Raw genomic sequence first — 20,699 nt, 5'->3', positions numbered from 1 at the left:
GAAACAAGATCTCAAAAGAACAGCAGGAAGCGAGTATGAACGCGGCGCTAGGAATGCTTTTGCCGTTCGGGGCTAAAGGGTTTCATGGAAAGATGGGGATTAAAGGGAATAAAATTGAACATCCGGTATTAGATAATAAAAGAGTCGGAAGTGCGTTGAAAAAGCCAGATGGCCAACATGGTTTCAATGATATAATTGACAATTACACACCATTAGCTAAAGAGTTTGATTTGGTTGGTGGTGATAAAACAAAGGTTAAGTTATACCAAATAGAAGGTGGAATGAAATACTATAGTTACAAGGATGTCTATAATAAAGATTTGCGAATAATTGAAAGAGTGTTTTCAGTTAAAGATCAAAATGGTATTTTTGAGTGGATTGTCGATCCAAATAAGGGCGTTACTCATAGAAGGTTTATTCCAGAAGGTGAAATTACAGGATTACCTAATCAAAATCCTAAGAGATAGGAATGAAGAAAAATGAAATGTTCTATAGAGGTCTTAAAAACATATAATATTCACTATGATTGGAAAACTATATATGTAGGAATTAGGCTAGATTTGATTTCATACAAAGAAATAAGCAAGTATGCTGTGGAATATTTATCTACTCATACTGAATGTGAAAATTCTTTAATCCTAGAATTAGCTTGGGGAGATGGCGACCCAGATGAGGATTATAGAAAACTTCAAATGGTTTTGGTAGAATTATATAATGATTTGGTAGAAGAAGAATCCAGTCAATGGGACGTTGAAAAAAGGAAATGGAGATATGGTATAACGTCTCACTTAAAAGAAAAAAATAAGAATTCACCTGAAGAGTTGTTGGATGAGCTTTCTGAAGTATACGCAGATTTTGGCTATCCTGAGGATATGGAACCGTTTATTCATTATATGCCTTCTTCAGATGGTTATAATCCGTTACTGTATTCAAAGGAAGAGAATATAAATAGGTTAGTCTCTCTTTTTGAGGAGTTTTTACAAAAAGAAAAAGAAGTTGTTCAATTCGAGCAATTTTAATTACTGATCAAAAGATGCCTAATGAAAATAGAACTTGAATTCGAACAAGAAGTGACAAACTACTATAAGTGGTTAGATCAAAAAATAAATGAACTTAAACAGTTAAGTGTATATAGTATTAATGGATATTACTTTTTAGATAATGGTGGAATTAAGACTTTTCAAAGTTATTGTCAAAATGAACTAATAGAAATTTTTAGCGATCATTTGACTAATTACCATTTTTATATCTTTCTGAGTAAGAAAGTAAGTGATGTACATTCGCGAATAGAGAGATTCCGAAAAGTATGGAAATCTATTGATTCAGACATAAATACTTCAGGTTTTGAAAAGGGGCCAGAATTACTTTTAGATGAACATGAAAATCAGTTTTATGTCAGTATAGCCAAGGTTCCTCAACATGATTTAGACAAAGCATTGCGAATAATGGATCAGTATCAATCTAGTTTCATGATTGCTAGTAGAAAGGATTTTATGCACTCAGAGGAATCTATAAAAGATTTGTTTTACTCAGGATTGGATAAGAATAGTCATGAAGTAGATTATCAAGCGCTTTTTTTGAAGTATGGTTTGAATAGTGAAATTATCTTTAGATGGGGATCTGGTCTAAATGAGGCCGAATTGGCAATGATTTTAAATCAAGATCATACCCAGAAAATACGGGAGCGAATACAAAGTCATTCATAGTATCTTCAAAATGATCCCGTATATTTTAAACAATCACTATATTCGGGACTGATCCCCCGTTTTTGAGAGACTGGGATCAAAACACTGTATGAAACAGCCAGTTGTCGAAACTCTTTCGATGACTGGTTGTTTCATTTCTATAGAATTCGAATAGTGGTATATGGATTTTATAAAATCGCTGAGTAGTGTTTGTCAGGTGGTAGAGATGAAAGAAACCTTCTGGTTTTAATTTCTCATGTTTATCTTGATATTCAGGTCTTTACCGTCTTCTAACTTGTGGATGAAAGCGATGATGTCCCCCATAAGGGTACAATTTCACATGTGTACAATTCTTAATTCATGGAAGGTTCTCGTCAAGTCTGTATTTAGTTGTTCGCATCTATGAATGAAGACCTAATGAGGTATTTATCGTAATGATAAAGTACAAAATGGAAAGTGGATGTTGAACTGGGTAATATAAATAACAACAGAAATTCAAAAATCGAAACCTTAAAAAGAAAAAGCAGAAGACAGCATTTAATGAACAAATTAAGCTATATGACACTTCCAGAACACCCCTTTTTAGATATTGAAGAAAAATCAATTGTTTTGTCAGAAGGTATTTGCTTTCCTTCAATCGAGAGAACATAAAATCCAAATACATGGAGAACACTATCGAGAGCATGAAATTGCAGCACTTTAATTGAATGTGAAAAAAGCTTTTATTCTTTTAAATCACCTTCTTGAGCAAACAAAATTTTCAAGTGGGTATGGGGATTTTATTTTTGGAAGAATATTTCCGTTTTGGATTACGCATCGAGAGAACGGGATATTTTTATGAGCTAAGTATTTGGGGGCTGCGATGAACAGAATTGAGACATCATTTAAGGAGTGGAATGAACCACTCCTTTTTTCTATCGATGGTGTCATACGCTTGATCGATGAATTCCCTTCAAATTTAAGCAATTCACTATCTTTACCTTTCGCATTCGTATAAAATAAGAGCAGTGAAAAATTGAAGAAATGCTTGATACATGAAGGGCGTGTAAGCTGTGAGCTGCATGACATGATGAGATGTATGAACGTGAAGGCTGAAAAGCTGTTCTTCCTCACATATGAGATCTTGTAAGCGTAACCATTATTTGTCACTTCATTGCGATGGTGTTGAGGGGTGTGTCAGGATGAGGAATCCGTATGTGAGAACGGCTTCTAGTCTGTATATTAATTATTTTTTATTAGGTATGGTCAATATTATTTTGGCTTCAAATATGCCATTTTTAATCAAACAGTTAGATACCAATAGTGCGGGAATTAGTTATATGATTTCGGCGCTTGGCATTGGCAGGGTGCTCACGTATGGTTTATCAGGTGTACTGTCAGATCGTTTTGGGCGTAAGCCGGTCATTTTGGTTTCTGGTGTGCTGATGGCGGTGTTCCTCATTGGAATCCCATTGTCTCCGAATTATCAAATCGCGTTTGCATTTGCGATTTTGGCAGGCGTCGCGAATTCGGCAATGGATGCAGGAACATATCCTGCGTTAATGGAGGCTTTTCCGCAAAACTCGGGATCTGCGAATGTGATGGTGAAGGCCTTTATCTCCATTGGGGCAACCATTTTGCCACTGGCGATTTTCTTTTTAGCAGAGCATGATTTGTTTTATGGAATTTCATTTTTTGTCCCTGCTCTGATCTATCTTGTGAATGTCTTGATGCTGTGGACCTTGCCATTTCCGAATCATCGTAAGGTGGAGCAAGTCCAGGTAACGGAGTATGACGGACTTCCGCGCTTCTCGACAGAGCCTACATTTTGGAGGGAAGGGATCGCACTCATTTTGATCAGCTTTACGTCAAATGGACTGTATGCGCTGCCGCAAATTTGGCTTCCTACGTACGGTGAGGCCATCTTGGGGATGGCATCGGGCAGTGCTGTAAAACTGCTCAGTTACTATAGCATGGGCGGGTTGCTGTCTGTCGTGATGCTCGCGTTTCTGCTTCGCCGCTTTGTCCGTCCGGTCACTGTACTGCTGATCTACCCCATCATTACACTTGTTTCCATTTGTGTGCTCTTGGTCGTGAAATCCCCAGTCATAGGAACCGTCAATGCGTTTGTATTGGGATTTTCAACCGCAGGAGTTTTTCAGCTGACGTTAACTGTGATGGCTGAATTCTTCTGGAAAAACAAAGGGACGATGACAGGGATTATCTCTACAGCGGGCGGCGTGTCGGCTATCGTCATCCCGGTCGTAACAGGTTTAATTCAGAGTCACGCGTCCATTTTACAAATCTTTATGTTCGATGCAGTGGTGGCTGTTGCGGCCATTATCGGCGCACTGTATATCCTGTATCGATACCGTCAAATCATGATACATGATTAAAAAAAGACGACCTCCGCAGGAAGTCGTCTCAGCGTGTAGAGCTGAAAACAAAGGACTAAAATGATGATCATTTTAGCCCTTTGTCTTTTTTATTTTAGAAACGGTCATTTTCAAAAAGAATTTGTTTTACTTGATCAACTGGCATATCTTCACCAGTAAAGAGTTTGTAAGCAAGTGCACCTTGCCACAGCATCATTCCAAGACCGTTAATGGTTTTGGCGCCAGCTTCCTGTGCTTGCGCAAGAAGCTTTGTTTTTTGCGGGTTGTATACGACATCTGTCACGATCAAATCTTCACGAAGTACATCAAGTGTATCATCGATAATGCTGAGTTGATCCAGTGGTTTCATGCCAAGGCTTGTCCCATTTGCCAGGATTGCACTTTCTGCTACTTCACGGCGGAACGCGTCTTTGTCTTCAAGTGGGAAAATGTTTGCTTTGACACCGAATGATTTCATTTCGTTGTTGATGTAATTTACATTTTCTTCTGCTTGAACAAAGTATTGATCATTACGAGCAAAAATACTAATTTCACGAATGCCGGACTGTGCAAGCTGAATCGCAATCGGAGTCGCAGCACCGCCAGAGCCAACGAGAGTGACCTTCTTACCAGCTAATTCAACACCATGTTCAATCAAGTTTCTTACATATCCAAGACCATCTGTGTTGTAGCCGATGAGCTTACCATTCTTGTTCACTACAGTGTTACTTGCACGTGTATATCTTGCAGAATCATCTAGTTCGTCTAAGTAATCTAGTACTTTCATTTTGTTCGGCATAGAGACGTTAAATCCAGCTGCACCCATTGCTTTCATACCATTTACGGCTGCTTCTAGTTCATCATTCCCTACTTCAAATGCAAGGTAAGCATAGTTGAGACCTGTTAGTGTATAGCCAAGGTTATGCATACGTGGTGAAAGGCTGTGCCCGATTGGTGTAGCAAGAAGACCAACTAATTTTGTTTTCCCATCAATATTACGTTCATGTATGTTTGTCATGATTGACATCTCCTTTAATTATCTAAATAATTTTTTCATGCGTCCAAGAACAAAGACCGCTAGTAATATGCTAATAACTGCGATGATCATATCGAAAAATAACGTCATTTTAATATCGTACGTGCTGACCAATCCACTTGTAATGAGCGGCACGAGTATAAATGCTGAGCTTGCCGCAATGTTGACATAGGATGAAGCCGTTGCTTTGTTTGTCGGGAACAATTTCATCATAATACTCATCGCCAGCTGGAAGATTCCCGCTGTAAATAGTCCTAAGAAGAAGGTGCTGACAATGACAATGCTGTAAGTTTCAACTTGGAATAGTGCAAGCATCGCAAGGAACGCTCCAATTGGATAAATGATCGCCACCATAATCGGTGAAATGAATTTATCTAAGACGATCGAAAGCAATAGAACAGATACCAGTGCACCAATACTAAAATAAGATAGAAGCTGTGTAGCTTGTTCTGTGCCAAGTCCGATTAATTTTAACCCGAGCTGCGGAAGCCATGTCTGCCATACGACAAACAATGCAGTCGATGTGAATCCCATCAGTACAACAGCTAAGCCTTCGCCAAGCATTTTTGGTTCTTCTTTCAGCTGGTCCTGTACTGGAAGAGCGTCTTGTGAAGAAACTTGCTTATGGTTCGGGAATGGCATAAAGAGTAAGTAAATCCCTACAAGTAAATAAAGAAGCCCTAGTCCAAAGAACGCCCAGCCCCAGAAGATGTCATGTGCCACTAGGAAGGCCAAGATAAATGGAAGAACAGTCGCCCCAATGGATACAGACGCTTTTACTAAAACAGAAGCCGAACTTGCTTTTTTCGGAAATGACTCTGACAAAGCAGGATAGGTTCCTGAATCAAGCAGTGAGTTGGCAATACCTGCTGATATCGCAAAGATAAATGCCAGTGTATAACTTGTTGTCGTTGGAATACCGATTAAGAATAATAAGTAAAGAAAATTTCCTGTAATAATGACAGGCTTACGTCCCCAGCTGTCGGCTAACCGGCCTGAGAAAAAGAGCGCAATGAGTTTACCAATTCCGATCGCCGATACAAGCAAGCTGATTTTCGGAATATCCACATGGTAGCGTTCAGATAAGCTGTCCATGTTGGAAGCTACAATAATATTGATCATGCCAAGCATGAAGTAGTTTAAATACATGCCAAGTGACGATTTTATATAAGGATTTTTCATGTTCCCACTCCTATATTTGAAACCCCATTTAAGGTCAAATTCTTTGTGTACCCTTTGTTATTGTTTCCTTCAAAATGAATAATATGAAGCCCATCACAACACCCCTTATGTGATTGATGAAAAAATAATGAATATTCATCTGTTCTTCGATCAAGTACATCGTTCTACTAAAAATGAAAAAATAATAACAGCCTTGATTAGGAAGTGAAACTTCATGATTTGATCAGAATCATAAAAAACCACTTTTAACTGTTTTTTGATAGAAATGATGATATGATGAAATAGGTATAACGATATACTAAAAGAAGCAACGAGATAAATATACTCCTGCATTTTAAATGTGTCAAGTTTATGACTTTGTGATTTAAAAAAAGAAAAATGAAACAAAGAAATAGTTGACTTGATCAATAAAAAAAGAGAATTGCTGCACGCAATTCTCTTTTTCATCATGATGGAGAGGTTTCTCTAATATGAAGTTGAGGCTTTAAAATCAATCGCTGCAGCTCTTCATCCTGTTCGTTCATTTTATGATATAAAAGGTTCGCTGCTTTTACCCCGATGGATCGTGGGAAGGAGGAAACAGTGGTGAGCGGCGGATGATACATTTCTGCTTCAGGAACATTATCAAATCCAACGACATCGATATCTTCACCAGGCTTGATGCCCCGTGCTGACAGTGCTTGAATGACCCCAAAAGCGAATAAGTCACTAAAACAAAAAATAGCAGTAGGGGGCTCAGGCTGATCCATCACTTGGGCAAGTGCTTCTTTCCCGCCTTCACGAGTAGGTTCTATATCAATAATAAGAGAATCATCAATCGTCACATTTTCTTCGTCATGAGCTCTTTTGAAACCTTTCATCCGCTCAATCCAAGTCGAAGAAGTCTTGATGCCGCCTAAAAAAGCGATGCGGCGATGCCCTTTTTGAAGAAGATGATGAACCGCCATCCAAGTACCTTGTTCATAATCAACACCGACATAGTCACATTGCACATCTGATAATTCACGATTTGCCAGTACTTTTGGGGTGCGAATTTGATTTAATTGTTTGACCGTTCGAGCAGAGCTTTTCGAAGCTGGGTTTAAAATAATCCCGCCCACTCGGTGCTCTACCATGGTGGAAATGAGCCGCTCCTGTTTATCGACACTGTCAAAGGTCGTACCAAGTAAAACAGTATAGCCCAGTGACTCAAGCGTGGTTTGCACGCCAATTAAAAACTCCGAAATAAAGGTGTTAGAAATATCCGTCACAATCACACCCACGATATTTGAGCTTTTTGACCGCATGTTGGCAGCAACGCGGTCGTATACGTATCCTAATTCCTCCATGGATTGCAGTACTTTGTTTCGAGTGGCTTCAGAGATTCTAGGATTATTTCGAACAACGAGTGATGCCGTTGAAGTCGAGACACCGGCATGCTTGGCGACTTCCTGTAATGTAACACGCTGCTTGTTCATTTTTTTCATTTATCTTCACCAACTTCAATGGATTGCCTAACTTTGTTCATCATCAAGAGGGATTTCTCTATCAGACGAGCCGAACATCTTTTGATTTATTATACATGAATCAGGGGGGGTTGATGAAGTGAAGACATATGAGTAACGCCGTAAATCATAAAAGATTACCATTGACAGCTTTCAGATTGAGGCGTAAAATATGAAATTATTCAGAAATAGCAACATTTTAATTAAATAACAAAGGCTATGAATGCTGTGGGTCACACTATAGCAGGAGCAGCTTCTGGAGAGACCGCATGTATGTGCGGCGCCGAAGGGTTCACAATCTCAGGCAAAAGGACAGAAGAGTACGAAATATTGTATTTGTGGTGCATGGATGATGCCGTGTATGACTTTTCTCTATTTTGCTATTCTTTTATGACCGTGAGATTGGAGCGCATCCAATCTCTTTTTTTATGGACTTTTTTAAAGGGTTCATTATTTCAGGATAAGATCGTGTCGTAGGAGGGTGTTAGCATTGGCACAACAAGAATTAAAACGTGATTTATCAAACCGTCATGTACAATTGATTGCCATTGGCGGAACCATTGGAACCGGGCTGTTTTTAGGATCCGGAAAAGCTATTCAATTGGCAGGTCCTTCAATCATTTTTGCTTATTTAATTGTCGGGATGGCCATCTTTTTTGTCATGAGGGCACTCGGAGAATTGCTTTTATCGAAGGCAGGCTATCAGTCATTAACCGATATTGCAGAGGACTATCTCGGCCCGTGGGCTTCCTTTGTGACAGGGTGGACCTATTGGTTTTGCTGGATTATGACAGCGATGGCGGATGTCATTGCGGTCGGTGTGTACGTGCAGTATTGGTTTAAAATCCCGCAGTGGATTCCTGCCATCATTTGTTTATTGATTTTACTAGGATTGAATCTATTAACGGTGAAGCTTTTCGGAGAAATGGAATTTTGGTTTGCACTCATTAAAGTAATTACGATTCTATTATTGATCGGGGTTGGAATGGTTCTTTTAATCATTGGTTTTCAAACAGATGCCGGACCGGTGACAGTAACGAATTTATGGTCTCATGGCGGGTTATTCCCGAATGGTGTCACAGGTTTCTTATTGTCATTCCAGATGGTGATTTTTGCGTATGTGGGAGTTGAACTGGTCGGTGTGTCCGCAGCAGAAACAGCCAATCCGCAAAAAAACATCCCTTCTGCGATTAATAAGATTCCATTAAGAATTCTATTTTTCTATGTGGGAGCGATCTTTGTCTTACTATGTATCAACCCATGGACTGAACTCAGCGCATCAGAAAGTCCTTTTGTGAAAACCTTTGGACTCATTGGGATACCAGTAGCAGCAGGGCTCATTAATTTTGTTGTGTTGACGTCTGCGGCATCAGCTTGTAATAGCGGCATGTTCTCGACGAGCCGTATTCTGTATAATCTCAGTCATCAAAAGCAGGGTCCAGCTTCCTTCGGACGTCTGAACAAGCATGCTGTCCCAAGCAATGCCCTGTTTGTTTCGACGATTGTGGTATCGGTTGGAGCTCTTTTAAGCAAGCTGATTCCCGAACAAGCCTTTGGTATTGTGACAACGATCAGTGCCATTTGTTTCATTTGGGTATGGAGTATTATTTTAATTAGCCATTTGAAATATAAAAAAACACGGCCGGAATTGCATGAAGCATCTACCTTTAAAGCACCGTTCACACCTTTTGTGAATATATGTGTTTTAGTTCTCTTCGCTGCGATTCTAGTGATCATGCTGTTTGCAGATGCAACGCGCCCCGCGCTCTTATTAACGCCGGTCTGGTTTGGTTTCTTACTATTGATTTATGCACGAAAGAAACGCCGCGCGTCATAATGAACGGAAAAAGCACAGCCTTTGCATGAGGCTGTGCTTTTGTTCATTTAACGATTTCTAATCTTTAGCACATAATTTGCATTCAAAATGATCAAAACAACCCCAATGACCATGATTGAGAAAAGCTGAGAGTGATTGGCTCCAAGGGAATACACAATCAAAATAAACATGGCGCCGGTCAATAGAACATTCATCATTTGATACGTGTGAAACAGTCCGCCAAGCATCACATGCTTTTCGCCTTCGTCTGAAATAGCGAGCAGCTTTTTACTATAATCTTTGTCAGATGGACTTGGCAGGTTGCGATTAGGGTAGACAAGCTTTAGAACAGATATCGCTATATATGAACTGATAATGGAGACAATAAATAAAGCAGCATTGACGAGAATCAACCAAATGGGCTGCTCGGTGACGATCGCGATACCGATGGCAACAATGGAAAAAATGGTACTTACCGTATTGGCTAAAGTCAAATCAGTAAAGGTCCGATATTGTTTTGCCTCCAGTTCATCCTCTTCATCTCCAGAAACCGAAAGAGATACTCTTTTTTTCATACGTGAAATCCCTGAAAAACAATAAACAATCAATAAAATCGTCAATCCACTGATGACAAGAGTCGCTTCAAATGCAACATCAAGAAGTGTCATTTCAAATTCGGCTGCTAGCAGACAGTAAGCGCCGAGAAAGCCAAGGAGAGCACCTAAGAGCATTTTGTATACAGTTTTCATGAGAGTTCATCCTCCTCGAATAGAAAAATACGTTCAATGGGTTCCTGAAAAATTCGTGAAAGCTTAACAGCGAGCAATAGAGACGGCATTAACTCATCTCGTTCCATTAAGCTGATGGTTTGACGAGAGACCTTTGCACGCTTTGCAAGCTCAGTTTGGTTTAAACCATCTCGCGCACGAAGCTCTTTTAACCGATTTTTCATTCTGTCACCTCAATTTTGGTTGAAATCTTTCCTTAATTGTAAAGCATTATATTCATTTTGACAAGTAAGGTTGTCAAAATGATAAAGATAATTGTCAGAACAATCATCTTTATTGAAAAGGTGAACCATGATACGCTAAAGGAAAGAGAAACAGAAAACAGGTGATGTCCGTGTTCATTGATCAATTAAAAAATGACTTGCATCAATCACAACCGTTGTTCATTGGAGAAGAGACAGCGTTCAAAGCAGCAGTCCTTATCCCTTTGGTGCAAGTAAATGGAGAATGGCATATATTATTTGAGGTACGATCGCTAACTATGAGAAAACAGCCGGGTGATATTAGCTTTCCTGGGGGCAAGCTTGACGGCAGCGAAACTGCACAGGAAGCTGCATTGCGTGAAACACATGAAGAGCTGGGCATTCCGCCAGAATCGGTCGAGATCCTTGGACAGCTTAGTCCTTATATCGCTTCTCCATCTTTTGTGGTATACCCATATGTCGGTATCATTGATGTGCAAAAAGTGAAGCACTCCTTTAATCAAGAAGAAGTAGAGGAGACTTTTACCGTGCCTCTATCATGGCTCAGCCAATATGAGCCGTACTTACATCATGTATCCGTTCAGCCAACACCAGGAGAGGACTTCCCTTATGAAAAAATCATGAATGGTGAAAAATACAGCTGGGGAAGCCGTTCGATTGAGGAATGGTTTTATGATTACGAAAACTACACCATATGGGGATTAACAGCCCGCATATTAAAGCATTTTGTGACCGTTGCAAAAAGAAATTCCTAGAGAATCGCTCTCTAGGAATTTGTTGTATTCAGACGGTCCTTCGCTGTTTGTTGACCTTTACTTATTGAAATAGGGGATTTCACTTGGCTCAGTCCGTAGGAAGGCATGTTCACGTAGATGGATTCATACGAGCCGGCTTGAATTTGGTACGTTTCATGATAAATTCCGACGGCATCATTATTTCGTGTTCTTTGGTTAAATTCTTTCCAAGCAGCCAAATGCTTCTCCATCTTGGCATAGGCAAGGAGGTCATCTGTTGATTTCCAATATTGAATCATCGCTGTCGTGCGTAATCCAAAGTAATTCTCTGTCCCAAGAAAGCCAAGCTCATCTTGATGGGTATACAGCTCCTTGATCATGCCAGGCATCGCCATGAACACAGGCAGCCATTGATGAATGGCCCAGCGTTTGTTGATCCTCATTCCGATGATGAACACAACAATCGAATCAGAATTGTCCGTTGTAAATCTGCCCGCACGTATGTCTTTTTTCATTCATTTACCCTTCCTTCTTCATCGAATGGAATGTTTCCACGCACCAATCAATTCCTGCTTGAGCCACTCTTTTCCCATAATCTAAAGTAAACAGCCAATACTTCGCATCCGCTTCATCTGGATAAAGCTCTTGAATGTTTTGTTCAATCGCAACATATGTCTCATAACGAATACGGAGCTGCCTCTCATAATCCTGTAAAAGCACCAATTTTTTCTCAAACGAAAGATATTGACCGAAGAATAACTTTAATAACACCTCATTACGCTCTGTTGGTAACTGGTCGAGCGGCTGCGCCAGCCACTCTCTTAACGTATTCAGTCCTTTTTCAGTCAAATGATATTCCCGCTTGTCTGAGCGGCCAGAAGCAGCAGCAGGTGAAACTTCCGCAAGGCCTTCCTCGACTATTAACTTTAAAGCTGGATAAATTTGTCCATAACTGATTTTCCAAAAATGATGCAGGCTTCTATCAATTAATTGCTTCACTTCGTACCCCGACTTACAATCAGTCGTTAAAATACCTAAAATCGCATACGTCGTATCATTGTATTTTTTCATATCAGCACACCTATCTAAAAGATATATCTTTTAGATATATAATAAATGATGTGAAGTGGCAGATACAAGGGGTTGTTGAAAATAAATTCGATAAAGGAAGTGGATATTTACCTGATTTTGTTAATCAGAGAGGTGAATCACTCATATATATGGATGATCATTCATCAGATTATATATTGGAGGGGTACGTATGAGTAAATCGAAAATCTGGTTTGTGGCTGTCCTGACGGTATTAGTCCTTGGTGCAGTCAGCTGGTCAGCCTATCAAGCAATCGGAAAAAAGAGTGCATTAAATCAATCCTACGCCTTTGCGCAGAAAACAAAAGAGGGCGTGAATTGGTTTAAGGTAACGGAGAGAAAAGGGAAAGTAACCGGTCACTTGAATGAAACCATTTTAGAAGAAAGTCCGGAAATGCATTTTGATCCGAATTTATTTAAACATAAATATCAATTAACTGGAAAAGCAATTGAAAACGGTTATGAATTTGAAGTGAAGCAAGGAAAAGATCCGGTGATGTATGAAGTACATGTTGCTGGAAAAGATCTTTCTGTGAAAAAACAAGGTGAAAACAAAAGCATCACTTACAAAGCAGTTGATCAAAAAAAGTTAAATGCGTATCAAAAAGCCATTCAAGATCGATATGATGAGTTAATTGATGACTCAGAAACTAGATTTTATGATTATTTAAGAGACTACATCAAGAAAGTAACAGGCGCTTATGGTTATCTGTATACTGCGGAGGATGGTACATACCAACTATTTCTACAAGTAAAGCACATGCATATTGAGTCTGAATGGTCAGGGGCCTTTCTAATGAGAACAGTTCCAGGGGATGGTGGTGAACCTTATAAAGAGACGAAACATAAAGCGGGTGGTGTTTCTGATGGAATCATGTTTGATATCAGTACCTATCCTCAAATCGAAGAGCACAAAACTGGTATTATCGTAGGTTCAACGAATCGAGGTGCAAAATCAATAAAACTTCCTCTGAAAATAGCAGGCGGCATCGTAGAATTTAAACCAGTCTCAAAGCAGGAATATCAAAAACAATCAGAAGCATTTAAAAAGCAGGCAGAAGAAAAGAAAAAATAGATGATGATAACCAGATGAATGAATAAATTTATCTGGTTTTTTATAGTGAAGATAGTTATTGGTGAAAAAAAGAGAGGAAGGCAAACGCTTCAACTAATTAAGGAAAATGAATTTGGGTCTATAGACCTTAATAATTTTTAGAAAAATAAATGTTGACGCTTTCATATAATCAATATATACTAAAAACAAATCCAATATGAATAAATTAGACATGTGACTGGTCATGCAGGCAGGATCTAAAAACGATGAATTTCTTTTATTTGTCGTTTTAGGTCCTTTTTTTATTGCCAAAATATAGGTCTCATGTATGAGAAAAGGGGGAGAAAAAATGGATTACACACAAGTTGCCAAAGACGTTTTACAGCATATAGGCGGCAAAGAAAACATTGCGCACCTTGAGCACTGTTCAACAAGACTTCGCTTCACGCTAATTGATCAGAAAAAAGCAGATGTACCAGCACTAGAAAAAACACCAGGTGTCATAGCTGTCAGAATGTCAGGACAATGCCAAGTGGTGATTGGGAATGACGTCATTGAAGTGTATCAAAAGGTAACAAGTTTAATAGGCAGCAGCTCATCAAGCCAAGACGTGCCATCCAATCAGCCAAAAGAAAAGAGAAAAGCAGGCACAGTCCTGTTAGATTTCATTGTCGGTGTCTTCCAGCCTCTAGTACCAGCTATCGCAGGCGGAGGAATTTTAAAATCATTTCTTCTCCTTTTCTCTTTATTAGGCTGGATGGATGCAAAGGGACAAACCTATCAAATACTGAACATGGTAGGTGATGCACCACTTTACTTTCTGCCTTTATTAGTTGCTGTAACGACGGCGAATAAACTAAAAGTAAACCCACTGGTCGCATTATCAGCAGTCGGTGCGCTCCTTCTGCCGAACATGACAGCAATGCTTACAGAAGGTGCGCAATTACTGTCATTCGATGTAAAAAATATAGCTTATGCGTATCAAGTGTTTCCGGCAATCCTTTCTGTATTGCTTTACGCGCAAATGGAAAAATTCTTTACGCGGTTTTCACCAAAACCAATTCGGATTTTCTTCGTTCCGATGATGTCATTGGTCATTACTGTACCAGTTACGTTACTTCTGTTAGGACCGATTGGTTTTACAGCAGGACAAGGTTTTTCATCAATTATTCTTGCAATGTTTAATACAGTAGGCTGGGTAGCTGTCGCAATTTTAGCAGCGGTCCTCCCATTCATGGTTGCTTCAGGCATGCACAAAGCAATGGTCCCTTATGCAGTCACAACGATGGGAACCCTTGGGAAAGAAGCACTTTATTTACCGGCATCACTTGCGCATAATATTGCGGAAAGTGGAGCGTGTTTTGCTGTGGCACTACGCACAAAAGACAAGGTACTCAGATCAACAGCCATTTCGGCAGGGATTTCAGCCTTTTTTGGTATCACAGAGCCGGCGTTATATGGTGTGACACTTCAAAATAAGCGAGTCCTTGGAAGTGTTATGATTGGTTCGTTTGTTGGCGGAATTTTCATTGGTTTAGTTGGTATACAAGCCTTTGTGCTTGTTGGCCCAGGATTAGCAAGCATGTCGATGTTTATATCAGATGAACTTCCGCGAAATCTGATGTTTGCTATCATTGGAGCAGTCATTTCATTTATTGTCGCATTTATCGCTGCTTTTGTATTAGGTAAAGATCGAACAGTAGAAGAAAAGACAAAGGACCAAGCTGCATTTGCTGAACAAATTGGAGCAGGAGAAACTTTCAAAAGCCCTGTGATTGGTCAAATGATCTCTCTATCTGAAGTAAAAGATGATATTTTTTCTTCAAAGGTCATGGGAGACGGAATTGCCATTGTACCTTCAAAAGGAGCACTTTATGCACCAGTAGATGGTGAGGTGACCTTGCTGTTCGAAACAAACCATGCGCTTGGTATGAAAACGGACCAAGGGGTTGAAGTATTATTCCACATCGGCATTGACACTGTTCAGTTGGAAGGACAGTATTTCTATCCAAAAGTGCAGGCAGGAGATCGTGTTCAAGCAGGAGATTTATTGATTGAATTTGATTTAGAAAAAATCATGGAAGCAGGATATGATCCAGTAACACTTGCTGTAATCACAAATACAGATCAATATGATATTAAGGTACAGCCATTACAAGAGGTCAATCGTCAAGATACATTGATGGTTGTTACACAATTAGGAGGCTAATCATATGACAAAAATCAAAGGTTTTCCAAAAGGATTTTTATGGGGCGGCGCCATTGCGGCTAACCAGGCAGAAGGCGCCTGGAATATAGATGGAAAGGGACCGTCTGTTGCAGATATTGCAATGTACCGTTCCAACTTGAGTGTAGAAGATTATGAAGGTCATCTTGCTGTTACCACTGAAAATATAGATCGTGCAATGAAAGATCCAGACGATAAAAAATATCCAAAACGCAGAGGTATCGATTTCTATCATCACTATAAAGAGGATTTGGCTCTCTTTGCAGAAATGGGATTTCAAACACTTCGGATTTCTATTGCATGGAGTCGTATCTTCCCTACTGGAGAAGAAGCGGAACCGAATGAAAAAGGGCTTCAATTTTATGATCGTGTCTTTGCAGAAATGAAAAAACACAACATAGAACCGATCGTGACTCTCTCTCATTATGAAATGCCTTTAGCGCTTAGTGTGAAATATAATGGCTGGGTTGAAAGAAAAGTCGTTGATCTCTTTGTGAAGTTCGCCAATGTATGTTTTGAACGATATAAACATGATGTGAAATATTGGCTCACCTTTAATGAAATTGATAGTATTCACCGCCACTCTTTCATTACAGCAGGAATTATTCCTGATCGCTGCCCAGAAGGAAAAGTGGAAGAAACGGTGTACCAAGCACTTCATCATCAATTTGTCGCATCTGCTCTCGTAACAGCAGATTGCCATCGCATCATCCCAGGCAGCCAGGTAGGATGTATGCTGACAAAATTGACAACGTATCCGCATACGTGCCACCCGAATGATGTGGAACAAGCTTTGAAACAAAACTTAGAAAACTATTTCTATGCAGATGTTCAAGTGTTTGGCGAGTATCCGCCACTGATCAAGCGCATGCTTGAGAGAAAAGATATTCATATTCAAATGGAAGCAGATGATCTTACCATTTTAAAAGAAAACACAGTAGATTTTATCTCATTCAGCTACTATATGTCTTTAACGGAGTCAGCCCAAGAAGGATTAGAAGAGACAGAAGGGAACACAATTCGCGGGGTTAAAAACCCTTACCTTCCTTCAACTGACTGGGGCTGGCAAATTGATCCGGTTGGTCTGAAAATTTCTTTGATCGAATTGTATGATCGTTATCAAAAACCTCTTATCATTGTCGAGAACGGCATGGGTGCAAAGGATGTAGTTGAAAGTGATGGCTCTATCCATGACGACTATCGTATTAACTATTTTAAAGAGCATTTCCGTCAAATGAGAGAAGCGATTGATGAAGGCGTCGATCTCTTTGGATATACGAGCTGGGGCTCGATTGATATTATTAGTGCAGGTACATCACAAATGTCAAAACGCTATGGCTTCATTCACGTCGATCAAGATGATGACGGGAACGGGACATTAAAACGATCTCGAAAAGATTCATTTTATTGGTACCAAAAAGTCATTGAGACAAATGGTGAATCGCTTGATTGAACACCACAATCATGAAAACAGGTGATGACGATGTTTAAAATCAAAAAAGTTTTAAACTCGAGTGTGGTCCTGGCTGAAGATCAGAACCAACAGGAGATGGTATTGTTCGGCCGAGGAATTGGCTATGGACAGAAACCAGGTCAAATGATAGAAGAGAAAAAAGCAGACCAAGTCTTTATGTCAGTTGATAACATGAGAGCAAAAGAATTTCTTCAACTGTTAGATTCAATGCCTCAGGAGTTTATCGATTTAACTCAGCACATCGTCCAATACGCAGAAAAACGTTTAAACTCAACTTTAAATTCAGGTGTTTATTTTACCTTAATGGATCATTTGAATTTTGCAGTGGAACGTCATAAAAAGAATATTAATATTACGAATCGCGTGTATTGGGAAATCAAAAACTACTATACGGAAGAATTTGAAGTAGGGAATTACGCACTTGAGTTAGTCAATGACACATTGGGCATACAATTACCAAAAGAAGAAGCTGCTAATATCGCCTTTCACTTAATTAATGCATTAGGTGAAAAATCCGATTCGAAAGATGGTATGAAATATGCCAAGATGATCGGGAGTATTGTCAATCTTGTGCGCTATACATTGAATATGAAAATGGATCAAGAGAATATTCATTACAGCCGGTTCATTACACATGTGAAATTCTTTGTAGAAAGATTTTATGCTGATAAATTATTATCAGATCAAGAAAATGAGTTGTTTGAACAAATTGCACACTTATATCCTCAAGCGATGGATGTTGCTTTTAAGATCAAAGACTATATTAAACAGGTGCATAGTATCGTCATTCCTAATGATGAGCTTACTTATCTTGCGGTACATATACACCGCCTCATATCTTATCAGCAACTAAAATAAATGTTGAACCACTTGCCTTGATGAGGCGAGTGGTTCTTTGTATGACAAATATTTTTATTAAGTTCCGATAGGACGTTCTGTTGTACCAGGATTTTCATCATTTAATGAATTGAAAGCCCCTGTTTGTCCTAAAACAACGATGGTTAAAGCGATAATCAATAAACTCATTTTTTTCATATGAATTCCCCCAGTCAATGATAGGATGTTTCATGCGATCAGCTTCCTTTAAGAAGAGATAGGCTTGATGAATTGCTCCCAGCTCTTCAAAGTGTTTTGCAGCTAATGCACTTAATTCACAGGCTCCTTCAGCATCCTTTAATTTTTTAAGAATGCTGATTTCATCGAAACAGGCTTGAGCTTTTTGAGCCATATCTTCAGTGAAATATAGATGGTAAAGCAAATTCATTTTTGCTGTATAGATGGGACACTTCTCTGATTCATGTTTTTGATTCACCAATTCGAAGTAATAGAGAGCTTGTGTCCTTTCATCGATAGAAAGCAGCTCTTTCATTAACATGTACATGGAGTGATGAAAGTAACACGAAGAGAGATAGTCTTCATCACTAAGAGCCTTTTCTAGGGCATCGATACATTTTTTTGATTCGCCAGCTTCGGCGTACAAAATGCTGATATTATGATAAAGCTGTGATGTTAGAAAATGATCGTTGAGACTGTCTGCGATGTGTAATGCTTTTTTGTAGTAGTCTTCTGCTTTTATAAAGTGACCAATGTCCATATAATTAGCAGCGGCGATGACAAAGGCTGCAGCTAGTCTTCTCTCATATCCTTCATGACTTTTGAAAATATCAATAGCATTCTGAATGTAGTGTAGAGAAATCAGGCTTTGACGAAGCAGCATATATAAGTTGGCGATTTTCGTATGGAATTCTGCTACTTCTATTTCATCAGGAATGTGTTGTAGTTTTTTCTCGGCAATTTTAAACAGTCCAATGGCTGATGCATAGTCTCTTTTATATGAAGCGTAAAGGGCTTTGTATAGGTAAAAATAGTATTCAATTAAGTCGTTTGTTTTAGAGGGGCAATCTGGTTCTGTCTGTTCCTTCAGTTTTGTACCTCTTCGTTCATATAACATGAGCTTATACTTGCCTTCTAGCAATGAGTAATAGGTCAAGACCTCCTGATTCTCTTCCATTTTTTGAAGTAATTCTTTTAATTCTGTATACATTGCTTTTGCACTGTGTACATCATGCTTGCGAATTGCAATTCTCCAATCATTTAAACGATTCCCCACCTGTTCAGCAGAAATGATAGCCATGGAAATTTCACCTCTTTAAGATCCTTTCACCTGTTTCATAAAAAACGATATCACAATTTTTGGAAAAATATAATCGTTTCTGTGAAGTGATTGACAAGAGGTAATAAAAGGGACCTAAGGTCATGTGATGTACGATATTGTAAGGGTAATTGCTTGTTAGCACAAATGAATAAAATCTCTTTTTGGAAGTCTAAAAAAGGAATATATACAATGGATTTTATGATAATGAACGAAAATATCACTGGTATATTTGGAATAAAGAAGTTTTAGCTATTTCAGAGGGAAAATGGAAGGTCGATCTAGGAAAGAAAATCATGTATGATGTTGCTAGATCATGAGATAAGAAACTGATAGATGCAGCCAAAAGTAAGTATTAAACACAAACTTAGACCTTTAGAAAGGATGTTGAAATGAAAAAAAGATTTCCAAGTTTAAATAGACAAATCACAGTCATTATCGCGACTCTGTTACTTGTTTTAGTGACTGTTTATATGTCAAAGAGATACTTTTATAGCAAAGAAATTGAGCTGCTGACAGAATCTTGTCAACAAGCTGGCGGCAAAATCATCTTAGAAACAAATAGTTTTTCTATGGATTACTCGTTTGAGTGCCAAAAAAAATAGAACAGGCAGTTTCCTGCCTGTTTGTTCAAATTTGTTCTCAAATTAAAAACCTAAATCTTGCAGCCATTGATTTAATCTCATTTCTCGGTTCTCGGCAGTTGAGTGATCATATCTTCCTAGTTGTAAACTGGCTACAATTTCCCCGTCATTCATAAACATAATTCTTTCAGAACGAAGAGCCACCTTGGGGTCATGTGTGACAAGCAGCAGTGTTGCTCCTTCAGCGTGGATTCTTGAAAAAATATTCATCACTTCTTTTGTTGTACTGGAATTAAGAGCACCTGTTGGTTCATCAGCGAAAAGTATGTCTGGTTCATTCATGAGCGCTCGGCAGATAGCGGCTCTTTGAAGCTGTCCTCCCGATACTTCTGTCAAATATCTATTTGCCAAATGATCAATATCGAGTTTTTTCATTAAATATTGAGCTCGTTCATTCAATTCTTGTCTTGGCTTTTTCTTTGCTAAATAAGCTGCAGCTATGATGTTGTCAAATAAATTAAGATTTTTTAATAAGTGGCTGTGCTGAAAGACAAACCCCATCTCTGTTAAGCGCAGAGCAGTTAACTGTTTGTCTGTCATTTCTGATAGTGATCGGCCTTTATATTCGATCTCTCCTGTTGAAGCTGTTTCTATGCCGCTAAGCTGATAAAGTAATGATGTTTTCCCGCATCCAGAAGGTCCCATAATGGTCACGAATTCCCCATGCTTTATCGATAAATGAATATCCTTAAGAATGGTTTGTTTTTGTCCTTTTAATGAATTGATATGCAAAGACAATCGCTTCGTTTCAATCAAGTGTTCCATGTGAAACATCTC

Annotated in this window: 19 protein-coding genes, 1 pseudogene and 1 riboswitch; of the genes and pseudogenes, 11 read left to right on the top strand and 9 right to left on the bottom strand. The window is 39.0% G+C overall.

The window, feature by feature from the left end:
- From BA81_RS07855 to BA81_RS07835, 4 genes and pseudogenes are all read left to right on the top strand, one after another.
- Nucleotides 1-467, top strand: a pseudogene (locus BA81_RS07855) (T7SS effector LXG polymorphic toxin); the annotation flags it as partial.
- 12 nt (nt 468-479) lie between these two features.
- Nucleotides 480-1,019, top strand: a complete 540-nt coding sequence (locus BA81_RS07850; protein ID WP_034281434.1) for a DUF2247 family protein — start codon at nt 480-482, stop codon at nt 1,017-1,019.
- A 21-nt stretch (nt 1,020-1,040) separates the two neighbouring features.
- Nucleotides 1,041-1,706, top strand: coding sequence for a hypothetical protein (locus tag BA81_RS07845; RefSeq protein ID WP_034281433.1), 666 nt, complete (start codon nt 1,041-1,043; stop codon nt 1,704-1,706).
- 1,160 nt (nt 1,707-2,866) lie between these two features.
- Entirely contained in the window at nt 2,867-4,060 is a 1,194-nt protein-coding gene (locus BA81_RS07835) for an MFS transporter (RefSeq protein WP_034281432.1), read from the top strand.
- 94 nt (nt 4,061-4,154) lie between these two features.
- Here the strand turns inward: BA81_RS07835 and BA81_RS07830 are convergent, their stop codons facing one another.
- The 3 genes from BA81_RS07830 to BA81_RS07815 all read right to left on the bottom strand — a co-directional run bounded on the left by BA81_RS07830 (nt 4,155) and on the right by BA81_RS07815 (nt 7,723).
- The gene (locus BA81_RS07830) at nt 4,155-5,057 is read right to left on the bottom strand and encodes a shikimate dehydrogenase (protein ID WP_024427593.1); all 903 of its coding nucleotides are present in this window, start codon (nt 5,055-5,057) and stop codon (nt 4,155-4,157) included.
- A gap of 18 nt (nt 5,058-5,075) precedes the next feature.
- The gene (locus tag BA81_RS07825) at nt 5,076-6,257 is read right to left on the bottom strand and encodes an MFS transporter (protein ID WP_034281431.1); all 1,182 of its coding nucleotides are present in this window, start codon (nt 6,255-6,257) and stop codon (nt 5,076-5,078) included.
- A gap of 446 nt (nt 6,258-6,703) precedes the next feature.
- Nucleotides 6,704-7,723 carry a LacI family DNA-binding transcriptional regulator gene (locus BA81_RS07815; protein ID WP_034281429.1) on the bottom strand — a complete coding sequence of 340 codons (1,020 nt, stop codon included), beginning with the start codon at nt 7,721-7,723 and terminating at the stop codon, nt 6,704-6,706.
- 264 nt (nt 7,724-7,987) lie between these two features.
- Nucleotides 7,988-8,067: riboswitch (glycine riboswitch) on the top strand.
- A 164-nt stretch (nt 8,068-8,231) separates the two neighbouring features.
- Here BA81_RS07815 and BA81_RS07805 point away from each other — a divergent pair.
- On the top strand, nt 8,232-9,578 hold the full coding sequence (locus BA81_RS07805; protein ID WP_034281427.1) for an amino acid permease: 1,347 nt from the start codon (nt 8,232-8,234) through the stop codon (nt 9,576-9,578).
- A 47-nt stretch (nt 9,579-9,625) separates the two neighbouring features.
- Here BA81_RS07805 and BA81_RS07800 read toward each other — a convergent pair whose 3' ends face one another.
- Nucleotides 9,626-10,306, bottom strand: a complete 681-nt coding sequence (locus tag BA81_RS07800) for a DUF3169 family protein (RefSeq protein WP_034281426.1) — start codon at nt 10,304-10,306, stop codon at nt 9,626-9,628.
- Nucleotides 10,303-10,509, bottom strand: coding sequence for a helix-turn-helix transcriptional regulator (locus BA81_RS07795; RefSeq protein ID WP_003215336.1), 207 nt, complete (start codon nt 10,507-10,509; stop codon nt 10,303-10,305). The genes BA81_RS07800 and BA81_RS07795 overlap by 4 nt, the downstream gene beginning before the upstream one ends.
- A 170-nt stretch (nt 10,510-10,679) precedes the next feature.
- Here BA81_RS07795 and BA81_RS07790 point away from each other — a divergent pair, with 170 nt between their 5' ends.
- Nucleotides 10,680-11,303, top strand: coding sequence for an NUDIX hydrolase (locus BA81_RS07790; protein ID WP_034281468.1), 624 nt, complete (start codon nt 10,680-10,682; stop codon nt 11,301-11,303).
- 11 nt (nt 11,304-11,314) lie between these two features.
- Here BA81_RS07790 and BA81_RS07785 read toward each other — a convergent pair whose 3' ends face one another.
- Both BA81_RS07785 and BA81_RS07780 read right to left on the bottom strand, forming a co-directional pair.
- Nucleotides 11,315-11,797 (bottom strand): DUF4188 domain-containing protein, encoded by a 483-nt coding sequence (locus BA81_RS07785; RefSeq protein ID WP_034281425.1) that lies wholly within the window; start codon nt 11,795-11,797, stop codon nt 11,315-11,317.
- A gap of 4 nt (nt 11,798-11,801) precedes the next feature.
- Nucleotides 11,802-12,353 (bottom strand): PadR family transcriptional regulator, encoded by a 552-nt coding sequence (locus BA81_RS07780; protein WP_034281424.1) that lies wholly within the window; start codon nt 12,351-12,353, stop codon nt 11,802-11,804.
- A gap of 190 nt (nt 12,354-12,543) precedes the next feature.
- Here BA81_RS07780 and BA81_RS07775 point away from each other — a divergent pair, with 190 nt between their 5' ends.
- From BA81_RS07775 to BA81_RS07760, 4 genes are all read left to right on the top strand, one after another.
- Nucleotides 12,544-13,446: a hypothetical protein gene (locus BA81_RS07775; RefSeq protein ID WP_034281423.1), complete on the top strand. Its 903-nt coding sequence runs from the start codon at nt 12,544-12,546 to the stop codon at nt 13,444-13,446.
- A gap of 328 nt (nt 13,447-13,774) precedes the next feature.
- Complete coding sequence (locus tag BA81_RS07770; RefSeq protein ID WP_034281422.1) at nt 13,775-15,634, top strand: beta-glucoside-specific PTS transporter subunit IIABC; 1,860 nt, start codon at nt 13,775-13,777, stop codon at nt 15,632-15,634.
- A 4-nt stretch (nt 15,635-15,638) separates the two neighbouring features.
- Entirely contained in the window at nt 15,639-17,105 is a 1,467-nt protein-coding gene (locus BA81_RS07765) for a glycoside hydrolase family 1 protein (protein WP_034281421.1), read from the top strand.
- 30 nt (nt 17,106-17,135) lie between these two features.
- Nucleotides 17,136-17,984, top strand: coding sequence for a PRD domain-containing protein (locus BA81_RS07760; RefSeq protein ID WP_034281420.1), 849 nt, complete (start codon nt 17,136-17,138; stop codon nt 17,982-17,984).
- A gap of 97 nt (nt 17,985-18,081) precedes the next feature.
- On the opposite strand, the gene BA81_RS07755 is transcribed toward BA81_RS07760, so the two are convergent.
- Complete coding sequence (locus BA81_RS07755; protein WP_034281419.1) at nt 18,082-19,260, bottom strand: Rap family tetratricopeptide repeat protein; 1,179 nt, start codon at nt 19,258-19,260, stop codon at nt 18,082-18,084.
- 410 nt (nt 19,261-19,670) lie between these two features.
- Between BA81_RS07755 and BA81_RS07750 the strand changes: the two genes are divergently transcribed.
- Nucleotides 19,671-19,883, top strand: a complete 213-nt coding sequence (locus BA81_RS07750; RefSeq protein WP_034281418.1) for a hypothetical protein — start codon at nt 19,671-19,673, stop codon at nt 19,881-19,883.
- Nucleotides 19,884-19,925: 42 nt separating this feature from the next.
- On the opposite strand, the gene BA81_RS07745 is transcribed toward BA81_RS07750, so the two are convergent.
- Nucleotides 19,926-20,687 (bottom strand): ABC transporter ATP-binding protein, encoded by a 762-nt coding sequence (locus BA81_RS07745; protein ID WP_034281417.1) that lies wholly within the window; start codon nt 20,685-20,687, stop codon nt 19,926-19,928.
- Nucleotides 20,688-20,699 lie beyond the last annotated feature (12 nt).

The organism is Bacillus safensis FO-36b (assembly GCF_000691165.1).
Classification (GTDB): Bacteria; Bacillota; Bacilli; order Bacillales; family Bacillaceae; genus Bacillus; species Bacillus safensis.
The sequence above is the reverse complement of the archived record's forward strand: the minus strand, read 5'-3'. Positions and strand labels throughout refer to the sequence as shown.

Excerpts from the sequence above, each read along its gene's own strand:
- BA81_RS07830 (WP_024427593.1), bottom strand. The coding sequence starts at position 5,057 with ATGACAAACATACATGAACGTAATATTGATGGGAAAACAAAATTAGTT.
- BA81_RS07770 (WP_034281422.1), top strand. The coding sequence starts at position 13,775 with ATGGATTACACACAAGTTGCCAAAGACGTTTTACAGCATATAGGCGGC.
- BA81_RS07750 (WP_034281418.1), top strand. The coding sequence starts at position 19,671 with ATGAAAAAAAGATTTCCAAGTTTAAATAGACAAATCACAGTCATTATC.
- BA81_RS07785 (WP_034281425.1), bottom strand. The coding sequence starts at position 11,797 with ATGAAAAAAGACATACGTGCGGGCAGATTTACAACGGACAATTCTGAT.
- BA81_RS07780 (WP_034281424.1), bottom strand. The coding sequence starts at position 12,353 with ATGAAAAAATACAATGATACGACGTATGCGATTTTAGGTATTTTAACG.
- BA81_RS07760 (WP_034281420.1), top strand. The coding sequence starts at position 17,136 with ATGTTTAAAATCAAAAAAGTTTTAAACTCGAGTGTGGTCCTGGCTGAA.
- BA81_RS07850 (WP_034281434.1), top strand. The coding sequence starts at position 480 with ATGAAATGTTCTATAGAGGTCTTAAAAACATATAATATTCACTATGAT.
- BA81_RS07745 (WP_034281417.1), bottom strand. The coding sequence starts at position 20,687 with ATGGAACACTTGATTGAAACGAAGCGATTGTCTTTGCATATCAATTCA.
- BA81_RS07800 (WP_034281426.1), bottom strand. The coding sequence starts at position 10,306 with ATGAAAACTGTATACAAAATGCTCTTAGGTGCTCTCCTTGGCTTTCTC.
- BA81_RS07835 (WP_034281432.1), top strand. The coding sequence starts at position 2,867 with ATGAGGAATCCGTATGTGAGAACGGCTTCTAGTCTGTATATTAATTAT.
- BA81_RS07775 (WP_034281423.1), top strand. The coding sequence starts at position 12,544 with ATGAGTAAATCGAAAATCTGGTTTGTGGCTGTCCTGACGGTATTAGTC.
- BA81_RS07815 (WP_034281429.1), bottom strand. The coding sequence starts at position 7,723 with ATGAAAAAAATGAACAAGCAGCGTGTTACATTACAGGAAGTCGCCAAG.
- BA81_RS07765 (WP_034281421.1), top strand. The coding sequence starts at position 15,639 with ATGACAAAAATCAAAGGTTTTCCAAAAGGATTTTTATGGGGCGGCGCC.
- BA81_RS07825 (WP_034281431.1), bottom strand. The coding sequence starts at position 6,257 with ATGAAAAATCCTTATATAAAATCGTCACTTGGCATGTATTTAAACTAC.
- BA81_RS07755 (WP_034281419.1), bottom strand. The coding sequence starts at position 19,260 with ATGGCTATCATTTCTGCTGAACAGGTGGGGAATCGTTTAAATGATTGG.
- BA81_RS07845 (WP_034281433.1), top strand. The coding sequence starts at position 1,041 with ATGAAAATAGAACTTGAATTCGAACAAGAAGTGACAAACTACTATAAG.
- BA81_RS07795 (WP_003215336.1), bottom strand. The coding sequence starts at position 10,509 with ATGAAAAATCGGTTAAAAGAGCTTCGTGCGCGAGATGGTTTAAACCAA.